Source organism: Shewanella fodinae (genome assembly GCF_014651955.1).
Taxonomy (GTDB): domain Bacteria; phylum Pseudomonadota; class Gammaproteobacteria; order Enterobacterales; family Shewanellaceae; genus Shewanella; species Shewanella fodinae.
In genome coordinates, this window is the sequence record NZ_BMXW01000006.1 from 87,335 (window position 1) to 99,749 (window position 12,415).

13 protein-coding genes are annotated in these 12,415 nt (G+C 51.1%); 6 read left to right on the plus strand and 7 right to left on the minus strand.

Features of this window, described 5'->3' with window-relative positions; genetic code table 11:
• Window positions 1-2: 2 nt before the first annotated feature.
• Genes menD through menE form a run of 4 tightly spaced genes read left to right on the plus strand, consistent with a single transcriptional unit; the run spans window position 3 to window position 4,953 of the window.
• A complete protein-coding gene (gene menD / locus IE064_RS07395) occupies window positions 3-1,724 on the plus strand; it encodes a 2-succinyl-5-enolpyruvyl-6-hydroxy-3-cyclohexene-1-carboxylic-acid synthase (RefSeq protein WP_189617283.1) in 1,722 nt (573 codons plus the stop codon).
• Entirely contained in the window at window positions 1,706-2,515 is an 810-nt protein-coding gene (menH, locus tag IE064_RS07400; protein WP_229799902.1) for a 2-succinyl-6-hydroxy-2,4-cyclohexadiene-1-carboxylate synthase, read from the plus strand. The genes menD and menH overlap by 19 nt, the downstream gene beginning before the upstream one ends.
• Window positions 2,512-3,555, plus strand: coding sequence for an o-succinylbenzoate synthase (menC, locus tag IE064_RS07405; protein WP_189617284.1), 1,044 nt, complete (start codon window positions 2,512-2,514; stop codon window positions 3,553-3,555). Before menH ends, menC begins: the two co-directional genes overlap by 4 nt.
• 3 nt (window positions 3,556-3,558) lie before the next feature.
• On the plus strand, window positions 3,559-4,953 hold the full coding sequence (gene menE / locus IE064_RS07410) for an o-succinylbenzoate--CoA ligase (RefSeq protein WP_189617285.1): 1,395 nt from the start codon (window positions 3,559-3,561) through the stop codon (window positions 4,951-4,953).
• A 64-nt stretch (window positions 4,954-5,017) separates the two neighbouring features.
• Here menE and rpoH read toward each other — a convergent pair whose 3' ends face one another.
• From rpoH to ftsY, 4 genes are all read right to left on the minus strand, one after another.
• A complete protein-coding gene (rpoH, locus tag IE064_RS07415; RefSeq protein ID WP_133038186.1) occupies window positions 5,018-5,875 on the minus strand; it encodes an RNA polymerase sigma factor RpoH in 858 nt (285 codons plus the stop codon).
• 157 nt (window positions 5,876-6,032) lie between these two features.
• Window positions 6,033-6,995, minus strand: a complete 963-nt coding sequence (gene ftsX, locus IE064_RS07420) for a permease-like cell division protein FtsX (protein ID WP_133038187.1) — start codon at window positions 6,993-6,995, stop codon at window positions 6,033-6,035.
• An 8-nt stretch (window positions 6,996-7,003) separates the two neighbouring features.
• A complete protein-coding gene (gene ftsE, locus IE064_RS07425) occupies window positions 7,004-7,690 on the minus strand; it encodes a cell division ATP-binding protein FtsE (protein ID WP_133038188.1) in 687 nt (228 codons plus the stop codon).
• A 2-nt stretch (window positions 7,691-7,692) separates the two neighbouring features.
• Window positions 7,693-9,021 (minus strand): signal recognition particle-docking protein FtsY, encoded by a 1,329-nt coding sequence (ftsY, locus tag IE064_RS07430; RefSeq protein WP_189617286.1) that lies wholly within the window; start codon window positions 9,019-9,021, stop codon window positions 7,693-7,695.
• Window positions 9,022-9,264: 243 nt separating this feature from the next.
• Here ftsY and rsmD point away from each other — a divergent pair, with 243 nt between their 5' ends.
• On the plus strand, window positions 9,265-9,846 hold the full coding sequence (gene rsmD / locus IE064_RS07435; RefSeq protein WP_189617287.1) for a 16S rRNA (guanine(966)-N(2))-methyltransferase RsmD: 582 nt from the start codon (window positions 9,265-9,267) through the stop codon (window positions 9,844-9,846).
• A complete protein-coding gene (locus IE064_RS07440; RefSeq protein WP_189617288.1) occupies window positions 9,843-10,136 on the plus strand; it encodes a DUF1145 domain-containing protein in 294 nt (97 codons plus the stop codon). The genes rsmD and IE064_RS07440 overlap by 4 nt, the downstream gene beginning before the upstream one ends.
• A 4-nt stretch (window positions 10,137-10,140) precedes the next feature.
• On the opposite strand, the gene IE064_RS07445 is transcribed toward IE064_RS07440, so the two are convergent.
• The 3 genes from IE064_RS07445 to IE064_RS07455 form a co-directional block, all read right to left on the minus strand.
• Window positions 10,141-10,488, minus strand: a complete 348-nt coding sequence (locus tag IE064_RS07445) for a DUF4870 domain-containing protein (RefSeq protein WP_133038313.1) — start codon at window positions 10,486-10,488, stop codon at window positions 10,141-10,143.
• A 2-nt stretch (window positions 10,489-10,490) separates the two neighbouring features.
• On the minus strand, window positions 10,491-11,210 hold the full coding sequence (locus tag IE064_RS07450; RefSeq protein WP_189617289.1) for an MOSC domain-containing protein: 720 nt from the start codon (window positions 11,208-11,210) through the stop codon (window positions 10,491-10,493).
• Between the two features lie 328 nt (window positions 11,211-11,538).
• Window positions 11,539-12,408, minus strand: coding sequence for a PfkB family carbohydrate kinase (locus tag IE064_RS07455; RefSeq protein WP_133038193.1), 870 nt, complete (start codon window positions 12,406-12,408; stop codon window positions 11,539-11,541).
• Between the last annotated feature and the right edge of the window lie 7 nt (window positions 12,409-12,415).

The following is a 12,415-nucleotide window of genomic DNA, read 5'->3' on the forward strand; positions in this document are numbered from 1 at the left end:
TTATGCAAAAGAATCAACACGCCGATCTGAATCTACTTTGGGGCGAACTCATTCTGGAAGAACTGGCGCGGCTGGGAGTACAACATGTGTGTATGGCTCCTGGCTCACGTTCTACCCCCTTGACCTTGGCGGCGGCCAGGCAGACGAAGCTGCAACAACATCTGCATTTCGATGAACGAGGACTGGGCTTTTACGCCATGGGATTGGCGAAGGCCAGTCGTGCCCCAGTGGCAATTATTACCACTTCCGGCACCGCGGTTGCCAATCTATTGCCAGCAGTGGTTGAAGCCTGGCTGACGCAAGTACCTTTGATTGTGTTATCTGGAGATCGTCCACCGGAATTGATTGACTGTGGGGCCAATCAGGCAATCCATCAGCCCGAGATCTATGGCCAATATGCACGACCCGTTAATCTGCCAACACCGGATCTGGCTATCGCACCACAAACACTGCTAACAACCGTGGATGAAGCGGTTTGCAATCAACAATCCCCGGTGCATATCAACTGTATGTTCCGCGAACCATTATATCCGCAGGATTTGCACGCGCCGCTAGCGCAGGAACTCCATCATTACCTGTTACCATTGCAGTGCTGGCAAAGCCATGCCAAACCCTATAGTCAATACAGTCGGTTAATCTCGGGGCAATTACCAAGTCGCGACATGCTCAACCGCTTTGCCCATGGTCAGGGCGTTATTATCGCTGGTGCCCTAGATGCTGCAGAACAACCAGCGCAGTTGACAGAGTTAGCAGCCAAATTGGGCTGGCCCCTTTTGACCGATGCCCAGTCACAACTGCGGCAGCACCCGGCCGTTATCGGCAATATTGATCAGTTGCTGCAGCAACCTAAAGCCAAAGCACTATTGGAGCGCGCTGACCGGGTATTGGTGTTTGGCGGCCGTTTGCTGTCAAAGCGCTTAATTGCTTATCTAGCACAACAGGATTGGCAGAGTTACTGGCAAGTATTGCCATCACAACAAAGGTTGGATCCCAACCACAAAGCCAAAGAAATCTGGCTGACGCCGTTGACAGCGTTTGCCGCACTCGACTGGCCACGCTCCTCTGCTGCTAACTGGGCACTGGAGCTAATCACGGCCAATGAACAGTTACACCAACTGTTCCGACAGCAGATAGATAATGGTCCGTTTGGTGAAGCACAGGTGATCAGGGCCATAGCCGCCACGCAACCGGGGAAACAGCAACTGTTCATCGGTAATAGTTTGCCGGTGCGGTTATACGATATGTTTGCACCAGTGACGGCCGACGCTGCGCAGACCTACACCAATCGTGGCGCTTCCGGTATTGATGGCCTGATTGCGACCAGTTGTGGTATAGCAGCCCATCAGCAGCGACCGACAACACTGATTATTGGTGACATCTCCGCGTTGCATGATCTGAACTCTCTGGCACTGGCGCGACAGGCTAAAGGACCTTTAGTGCTGGTCATTCTCAATAACGATGGTGGTAGTATTTTTAACATTTTGCCGGTGCCCGATGAACAAGTGCGCCAACGCTATTACCGCCTCGAACACGGACTGGAATTTGGGTACGGCAGCGCCATGTTTGGTCTGCCCTATAACCGGGTGGAAGATTTACAGGCATTCAATGATGCCTATCAAGAAGCCTTAGCATATGACGGAGCGTCAGTGATTGAAGTTCGCGTCAGTCAGACCCAAGCCAGCGAGCAGATTGCTCAGTTGGGTCAATGGGTGAGACAAAGCTGATGCTGGCCTATCAATGTACAGGCGACAATCGGCAACCTAATCTGGTGCTGTTGCATGGATTTCTTGGTAGTGGCGCGGATTGGGCTCAGTTATTACCCGTCCTAAGCCAACATTTTTACTGTATTACTATCGACCTGCCAGGGCATGGCAACAGTAGCATCCAGAGGGTGCCAGAGCCGGGTTTCAAGGCGACGGTCGAGCTCCTGTTGCAGACACTGGACAATCTCGGGGTAAACCGTTTCCATCTGCTGGGTTATTCTCTGGGTGGACGTATCGCTTTGCATGTCGCACAAATGGCACCACAGCGTTTATTGAGTCTGCAGCTGGAGTCCTGCCATCCTGGCTTACTGACGGTGGCAGAAAAGGAACAACGCGCCGTTAGCGATTCGCAATGGGCTACCCGACTGGCACACCTGCCGATACAGCAATTTCTGGCACTCTGGTATCAACAGCCCGTGTTTGCCGAGTTATCTGACGCCGAGAAAGCGCTATTAATCGAACGCCGTAGTCAACAGAGCCCTGACGCGTTACTGGCGATGTTCCGTGCCACGTCTCTCGCTTGGCAACAGGATTTGCAGCAGGTCCCGGCCAGCTGTGGCTGTCCGGTACACTATTATTATGGCCAGCAGGATGCGAAATTTTCCGCGTTGGCACAACGCTGGCAGACACGGAGTAACATCCACTGCCATGCTATTGCTGCTGCGGGGCATAACAGCCATCAGGCCAATCCCCAGCAGTTTCTTGCAGCGCTTTTACCCGCTTTAGGTTCACCAGCGGAGGTTACCCTATGATTGCCGATTCCTTTACGCTTGCCCGTTACCATATTCCGTTGGAAGCACCTTTACCTGTAGGGAAACAGCGTATTGAATTGCGTCAGGGATTAGTGCTCAAAGCCTGTGTTGGCGACCAGCAACATTATGTGGAAATCGCCCCGTTAAGCGGTCTAGATCGTGATGGCAGCCCCATTAACGGCTTCAGCCATGAGTTGCTGGATGACGTAATTACTGAAGCGCAACTACTGTTACAGTCTGTCATAGAAGGCGGACATGATCTTATTGCCGCCAGTAATCTCACCCAACTGCCGTCGCTGGCGTGGGGCTTAAGTCTGCTCAATGCCAAGATTGCAGGGCAGTTACCAGTACACCACCCCCAATTTGAACCTATTCCGCTACTGGTTCCACGAGAAGGCGAACCCATAACCTTAACCAAGCAACGCATCAGCAACTTACCCACGCATATCCGTCGGGTAAAAATCAAAGTAGCGCAAACTTCTATGGCAGAAGAGCTGGCCCTGATCTATGCCGTGCTAGAGTTACGCCCAGAGCTAAAGCTACGGCTCGATGCCAACCAAGGCTTTGAGCAGCCACAGGCAGAAAGCTTCTGTGCCTGCCTGCCAAAGGCAGCTATCGAGTATTTCGAAGAGCCTTGCCGTATCTGGCAAAATAACCGGGCGCTGTTCGCCAGCACCGGCATCCCATTCGCACTAGATGAAACGCTGGCCAAAACAGCGGATTTTAAAGTGGCGGAGGATGCCTTCGAACATGGCCTGAGAGCACTGGTGATCAAACCCATGTTGCTAGGCACACTGCAACGATTGCAACAACTGGTAGACGAAGCCAATGCGCTGGGTATTCGTAGTGTGCTGAGTTCGTCACTAGAAGCATCACTGGGGATCCGTGATTTATGCCGGGTGGCAGCACTGTTAACCCCCGATGAAACCCCGGGCGCTGATACACTGTCGCCATTTAGCAAGGATTTGATCGTTGGCGATCAGCATAAGACCTGCTTGCAGTTTGAAGCGCTTACTCCTGTATTCAGTGTAGGGAAATAATCGATGTTGTCGCCCTTGCATCAGAGTGCCCGCCAGCATCCCACCGCCATTGCGCTGATGGCTAACGGCCGAGGCATCAGTTATCGCAATTTGAGTCAACAAGTACTGGCATTAGGTACACAGTTACGGGACGCTGGATTACACGCGGGAGATAAACTTGCCTGTATTGCTGGCAATTGTGCCGAATTGGTGAAACTTTACTGGGCCTGCGTCGACAACGGCTTGCTATTTTGTCCCTTGTCACCCAAATTTCCTGACAGCCAGCTTGAAGGGTTGATGCAGCGCTTTGCGATCCAATACCTCTGGTGCCCAGACGATGCTCGTCAGCCGCTGTGGCAAACACGTCAGAGATTAAACCTCAATTTTGCCCTAACCGCGAATAGCACTGCACCAGAAATAGCACTGGATACTGCGGTTGACATTATTTTGACCTCTGGCTCCAGTGGCACGCCGAAAGCCGCCATGCACAGTCTGGCTGGACATATCGCCAACGCCGAAGGCAGCCGCAGCTTAATCGCATTGCAAACCGGTGATGGCTGGTTGGCATCATTGCCGCTGTTTCATATTGGTGGAGTGGCGATTATCAATCGCTGTGCCCTAGCCGCAGCGACCACAGTATTGCCTGACAGCAGCTTGAGCCTGGCACAACAACTCAAACGCGATCCCATCAGCCACTTGTCACTGGTAGCCACCCAATTACAACAACTGCTGGATGAGGCGCCTAACAGTCTGTTACTCATCAAATATCTGCTACTCGGTGGCAGTGCTATCAGTCAGTCATTACTGGACCGTTTACAACCACTGGACATGCAGGTCTTCACCAGCTACGGCATGACCGAAATGGGTTCGCAAATTACCACAGGGCCAGTTCGCACTGACGGTAGCAGCGGTAAACTACTGCCAGGACGCCAACTGCAAATCCGCGACAATATCATCTGGGTACGGGGAGAAACGTTGTTTCTCGGCTATCTGCAGGATGATGGCAGTGTGGATAAAGCCACAGATGAGTCCGGTTGGTTTTGCAGTAAAGACCGGGGATTCTTAGATGAGCAGGGGCGACTGCATATTCAAGGGCGCGCCGATAATATGTTCATCTGTGGTGGCGAAAATATTCAGCCAGAAGAAGTAGAGGCCGCATTAAAACTGCACCCAGATATTCTTGAAGCTATAGTGTTTCCAGAGCCAGATCTCAAATTTGGTTATCTGCCATCAGCAATAGTGAAAACCCGTAGCGGAGAATTGCCAGACGCGCAGGAGATCAAAGCGTTTCTTAGCCAGTATATTGCAGCATTCAAGCGACCTAGACGTTACTACGCTTGGCCAGCTATTGATCAGACCGGTCTGAAAGTGCAACGGCAGCAGATCATTGCCCAAGTGACCAACACCGACCCTCACTAAAATCGAGGCTCTCATCATGTAAAAAGCCCGGCATTTGCCGGGCTCAGATAATTCTGACTCAGTCTCAAATTTCCATACATGCCTTGAGCTTGTTCATGGCATTTTTTTCCAACTGCCGGATACGTTCCGCTGACACCTGATACTGGTCTGCCAAGTCCTGCAAGGTGGTTTTATCATCATCCAGCCAACGGGCTTTCAGAATATGCTGACTACGCTCATCCAGCGTTTTAATTGCAGCCAGCAACCGGGCCTGCGAGTTGGCTTCCCAGTTATCATTTTCCACCTGTTCGGCCACATCAGAAGAGTGATCCTCCAAGTACAGAGCAGGGGCAAAGTCATGGTCATCATCCTGATCACTGCTCATATCAAACGCCGCATCTTGGGCTGACATGCGTGACTCCATCTCGGTCACATCCGCCTTGGAGACGCCAAGACTATCGGCCACCATGGAGACTTCTTCATCGCTGAACCAGCCAAGACGTTGCTTTGCCTTACGCAGATTGAAGAACAGCTTGCGTTGTGCCTTAGTGGTAGCAACCTTAACGATACGCCAGTTTTTCAAAACATATTCATGGATTTCCGCTTTAATCCAGTGCACGGCAAAAGAAACCAGACGCACGCCGACATCGGGGTCGAAGCGTTTTACCGCCTTCATCAAGCCTATGTTGCCTTCCTGAATTAAATCTGCCTGAGGCAAACCGTAACCGGCATAGCCACGGGCAATATGCACTACAAAGCGCAGGTGCGACATAATAAGCCGCTTAGCCGCCTGCAGGTCACCTGTTTCCTGCAAACGCTTAGCCAATGCATATTCCTCATCAGCTTCCAGCATTGGCATGCTGCTCACTGAATGAATATAGGCTTCGAGACTGCTGCTTCCCTGAGGAACCATCAGTGCCATTGATTGCGTTTGATCAGTCATTCACGCTCCCTTTCATTACTACAGTTCAATTAAAGGATTTCAACCGAACTTTTGCACTATCGGTTAATTGACATTATATGTCAACACAACTCGGTGCGGAGTGTTATTTTTGCTCCACAAATAGGACAATGCAAGTCCCAATTAGTTCACGGTAATATCAGCTGGGTTCAATGGCCCGCAGGTGCTGTCGTACGGATAAATAAGACCCCAGCCAACCGAGAAACGATGCGGCACACACCATCTGTAACAATTCACTGAAACTCAGCGACTGTAGCTGCATGTTGCTGCCATAAAGCCCGATAAAAGTAGTCACTGCACCGGATAAAAACCACACTAACAGATTGATAATCAGCCACGCTAAAGTACCACCAATAACACCGTACCAAATGCCAGTATAAAGGAATGGGCGCTGAATAAAGGCTTCGGTTGCGCCCACCAGCTTCATCACTTCAATCTCATTGCGCCGGTTCATAATTGCCAATCGAATGGTGTTGCCTATCACCAATACCACAGCCAGGATCAGCAAAGCTGCCAATCCGAACACAGTGCGTTCCAACACGTTAACCAGTGCCTGGAGTTTCTCCAGCCATTCAATATCCAGCCGTCCGAAACTGACTTCGGGTTCCTGCTCCAGCTTTGCCAATAACTCTCTGGCACCCACGGGGGTGGAGTAACGACTGCTGGGGGTTACAATAACCACTGCGGGTAGTGGATTTTCATCTAGATAAGAGAGCGCGTCACCAAAACCGGATTGTTGCTGAAACTCTGCCAGTGCCTGTGCTCGTGTGATGTATTTGATATCACTGATTTCAGGATAAACCTTAATGCGGGCGATCAGGCTTTGAATACTCTGTTCGGAGCGACTACCGTCTATGAACAGGGAAATCTGCGCGGCGCTGCTCCAAGAGTGCGTGATGTTTTCAACATTCTTAACCAGCACCTGTAATGCCGCCGGTAAACTCAAGCTCACCCCGAGTACGGCCATGGTCATAATGGAGGACACCGGCGTCCGCCACAACTCGCCCATGCTGGCAGTGGCATGCTGAATGTGACGGATGAAAAACATCACAATGCGGCCAGAGAGTGGTAGCTTGGAGCGGGTCAGCGAAGATGGGGACATAACAACTCCTAATCGCTCAAGGATTCAACGATATCGGCTTCACCACCAATCATACGCCCCTGCCGTAACGTCAGGGTACGATATTTCATACGGGCGATCAGACCAAGATCATGGGTGGCAATCAACACACTGGTGCCAGCATCGTTAAAAGTCTCAAACAGCCGCAAAATGTCCATCGACAATTTAGGGTCGAGGTTGCCTGTCGGTTCATCGGCCAACAGCAGTGCCGGTTTGTTCACAATCGCTCGCGCAATGCCAACCCGCTGTTGCTCACCACCAGACAACATAATGGGGTAATGCCGTTCTTTGCCATATAGCCCTACCATATCCAGCGCACCTGCCACCCGCTTGCGAATTTCGCCCAGCGAAAAACCTTCAATCACTAACGGCAACGCCACGTTGTCAAACACACTGCGGTCCATCAGCAGATGGTGGTTCTGGAAAATCATCCCTATCTGCCGTCGCAGATAAGGCACATGCTGGCGTTTGATATGGGCAATATCATGACCGTTGATATAGACCTTGCCTGCACTGGCGCGCTCAATCACGGTGATCAGTTTGAGCAAGGTACTCTTACCAGCACCAGAATGACCGGTGAGGAATGCCATTTCTCCCCGTTGCAGGTGAAAGTTCACCTCGGTCAGCGCTTTCTGACCACCGGGATAGATTTTACTGACCTGCTCAAATCGAATCATACTCAGCTATCCGTCTTCTCCTGACTGAACAGGGCGTCGATAAAGTCTTTGGCGTTGAAGGTTCGTAGATCATCAATCTGTTCACCTACCCCTATGTAACGGATAGGAATACCAAATTTATCCGCAATGGCAAAGATCACCCCGCCTTTGGCAGTGCCATCAAGCTTACTGATAGTGATCCCCGAAATACCCACTGCTTCATGGAATAACTGTGCCTGACTGATGGCGTTCTGGCCCGTGCTGGCATCCAGTGTCAACATCACTTCGTGCGGTGCGGCGTCATCCAGCTTCTTCATCACTCGCACCACTTTTTTCAGCTCATCCATCAGATGTGCTTTATTTTGCAGACGGCCAGCGGTGTCGGCGATCAACACATCCACTTTACGGGATTTTGCGGCCTGCAACGCATCAAACAATACGGAGGCACTGTCAGCACCGGTGTGCTGGGCGATGACCGGAATATTGTTCCGCTGGCCCCACACCTGCAGCTGTTCAACCGCAGCGGCACGGAAAGTATCGCCTGCGGCCAGCATCACAGATTTACCTTGGCGCTGGTACTGTTTCGCTAGCTTGCCGATGGTCGTGGTTTTACCCACGCCGTTCACCCCTACCATCAGGATCACAAACGGACCCGTGGCATTTTCCGGTACCAGTGGCTGGCTCACCGGTTCCAAGGTTGCCAGCATCTCTTGTTGCATCAAAGCATACAGCGCTTCCGCATCTTTTAACTGTTTGCGGCTCGCATGTTCGGTGAGGTTATCGATCAATTTGCGCGTGGTTTCTACGCCTACATCGGCGATCAACAGTTGTTCTTCCAGCGCTTCAAACAAATCTTCATCAATTTTCTTGCCGCGGAACAAGCCAATAAAACCGCTGCCGATGTTCTCGCTGGTGCGCATCAACCCCCGTTTCAGTCGAGCAAATAGCCCTTCCTTATGTGGTTTAGCCTGCGGTTCCGGCTGTTGTTCTAGCTTCTCACCATGTTCATCGCTGGCTTTCGCTGCGGCAACATGATCAGCGACTGAAGGTTCTGCAGGGATGGTTGCAGTTACCGCTACTTCGTCATCAGTGCCTACCGCATGGTCATCAGTAACAGACACTTCCTCGGCGATATCGTCAGCATCCGGCGACTCAGGCTCTTTGTCTGGTAGGTCTTGCTCTGCTTCGGCCGTTGGAACTGTGGTATTTGTATCCGCTGTCGCCGCCGCAGCGTCTGTTTCTGCAATCTCGCATGCTGTTTCGGCAGATGCAGACGTGGACTGCTGCAGCTCGGGCTTGGTTTCAGCGTCAGTATCTTTACGGAACCAGGAAAATAAACCTTTCTTTGCCATCAGTATTCAGTGCTCAATCTCTTGGGTGGGAATTGCCAGAAGCCTTGGAGGCCACTGTTCAGTGGTCGCGGATTTACCTGCTGCCAGCGTTTTCGCCTTCAACGGCAACTTTGTTATAGAATAGCGACGCTTCACTCCCCTCATCAGCCTTAACTGGCTGTTAACGCTCTGCATTATGAAGGGATTTAAAATATTCGGTACAGTTTACCACTTTATTTCTGTCGGCAACATAACGGGGGCAACATGGCCAGAAATCGTCCAGGCAGCGGACAGGTAAGGATCATTGCAGGCCAATGGCGGTCACGCAAATTACCCATACAGGATCTGGAAGGATTACGCCCAACCACAGATAGAGTCAGAGAAACCTTGTTTAACTGGCTCAGTGGTCATCTTACTGGCGCGAGTGTGCTTGATTGTTTTGCCGGTAGTGGTGCGCTGTCGTTAGAAGCGCTGTCGCGTTATGCCGCCTTTGCCCGAATTCATGAATTGCAGCGTAGCGCCGCGGATCAGCTCAAACGCAACTTGGCAACCCTCAAATGTGACAACGCGGAAGTGCTGGTCGGTGATACCTTGCAACTCCTGCAGCGACCAGTTGATAAACGTTTTGATATCGTATTTATCGATCCGCCATTTCGTAAAGGGCTGGCAGCGCCAACCATAGCGCTGTTGCAGCAAGGATGGCTCAACGATGACGCGTTGATTTATGTGGAGGTAGAGACTGAATTGCACGACTTGCAGGTGCCCGCGCAATGGCAACCTTTAAAAGAGAAACAGGCGGGTCAAGTCAGTTATCGCTTATATCGCTACCAGGAGCAGACTGCATGAACATGAGTATTATCATTGGCAAGCTGGTCACTGCCTTTGCATGGCTGCTGATGCTGTTCAACCTGCTACATCCGTTTGATGGCAAAATTGTCATCATTCTCAATATCCTATTAGGCGTTACCGCTATTATGCACGGCCTGCAGACGTTGATCTTTCATACACTGTTCAGTCAGGCGTTGCCACTGCGCGCAAAAGACTATATCAACGCTTTTGTCTTTGGCGTATTTGCACTGTTGTACTATCGTCAGCGGCTGCTACAGCACAACGCTGACGCCAGCCGCAAGCGTTAACACCTTATAGAAAACCAATAGCCAGCGGGTATTTAAAGACTTTGCCTTCGCTGGCTTTAATAGCGGCAATGATGGTGAAGATCACATTCAACAACACCAAGAGGCCAATCAGAAAGAAACCTATGAGCAAGAACGCCAAAACAATGGCAACGGCATAGTAGATCAACATGCTGATTTGAAAATTCAAGGTATTACGGCCACAGGCATCGACAAACGCCGAGTCTTCCCGTTTCATCAACCATACAATAAGCGGCCCCAGAATATTACCAAAGGGGATCAGATAACCGGCAAATGTTGCCAGATGCACCAGCATCCCCATGTCACGTTCCTGTTTTGGCAATTCGTACATAATGACTAGCTTCCCTGTAAAGTTTGTAACTGCGCAGGCCCATGCAACCGCTTGTGCCAATCTTCCACCACACCGTTATTCAGGCGTTGTTGCAAATTATGCTGCCAGTTGGCGGCTAACCCATCGGCAGCTAACAGCTTTTCATAAGCCGCGGCATCATACTGTGGCGTAAAATATAGTGCCATCGCTTGTGCTAAGCTGACCGACGAACGCCGCTCCAGCAAGCGCAACTGCTGTTGAGGGTGAATACTGCCCTCATCAAGCACTCGGTAAAACCAACCGCACATGGCACTATCTTGCATCACCTGTGAAAAATTTGGCTGACAAAATTGGACATTGAGCTTAAAGCAAGGCGAGCGCGGTTGCGTTACCTGCAACCGCACCGTACCGATGGCGACAATATCACCAATGAACAGATCCTGTTCCGTCAGCCCCAACGATGAAATATTTTCGCCCATAGCGGGAGCTGTATGGGTTGTTCCGGCTAACCCTAGCTGTTGATAAGCTTGATAATGTTCTAGGGGAAAATGATGCAGCACTCTATCAACTCCGCCGTGGTTTTTGCTATCTGCCTGAGCATCATGCAGTACCCCTGTGTAAGTCACCTGTAACAATGACTGCGGTTTTTTACTGTCAATACCACTGGGCAAGCCATCACGAAACGCCAGATTGTCACCGGCATAAAGGCCGCAGAGTTGATGTTCGGGCAAAAGAGAAAATGGCATCTTAACGTCTTGATGAACAAATAATTAATCTGCAGTTTTTATCACAGAAGTTGGCGATTAGCCACACGATAAATTTGAAAAAACCCCGTTGGGGAACGGGGTGGAAGGAATAACCAGCAAATGAGCGAACCTCTCGTCATTGCTGCAAACGAGGGTTACGCCGTTAATCATGCGCTATTGCCATGACAGGTGTATGACAAAAAATAAAGCCCCGCATCATGCGAGGCCAAAAAACCATCTAAAAGGAAGAATGAAGGGAGAGTATGCAGAAAACTTTCTCAGTACTCGCAGCGAATATTATTGGGACAGCATGACAACGACATGACGTCTATATAGTGTTTTTGTGACATCCGCTGCTGGCATCCTGCAGATATTGCCGCAAGGCGATGCCGGGCACTGAGGTTTCCGAGGCCACGGCATATGCCCCCCACACCGCGGCTTCGCCCATGGCAGCAGTAATCTCCAACCCCGACAATAAACCGTGGATCAACCCCGCAGCGTAGACATCACCGGCACCCGTAGTATCCACCACCGCAGCGGTCACGGCAGAAATACGTGTTTCCCCTTCAGCACTGTATAGCCGTGCCCCTTGTTCGCCCTCAGTCACAATAAAATAGCGCAATTCATCACCGGCAATCTGCTGGGCAAACTGCCAATAGTTTAATGACGTGCGTTCATGCATATCGGAATGCGATGACAGCAGCACATGACAGGGCCGCGGTCGATCATCTTTCGCCAACTGCGCCACCACCAGCGTGTGTGCCAAAGCGCTATGCGCCCAACTGACCGCGCCTTCAGCGGAGGTATTAAGATACAGCGCGTCCCACTCTTGCCAGCGTGGCGGAGCGGCTAACTGAAATGTGGGCCGTTGTGGTCGGATAATGGTGCGTTCGCCATCAGGCGTCATCACCAACAAGATTTCACTGGTACTTCCGTCATGTCGTTGTACCCGCCGGCAATCCAGTCCTTGCATACCCGCTTCGGCCAGTACCCAATCTCCTAACTCATCGTGACCGACCTGACTCACCAAGGCCACTTTATGTCCGGCCCATTCCAGTCCGATCCCAGTATTGGCGCCACCGCCACCCAAGCGCCGACCGCCGTCTTGATAATGAAAGCGTCCGCCGGTTCGTAACGCTTTGTTGAGCAACAGAATACGGTCACAATTTAGATTGGCTATCAGTAGAATATTGGCCATATTTCCT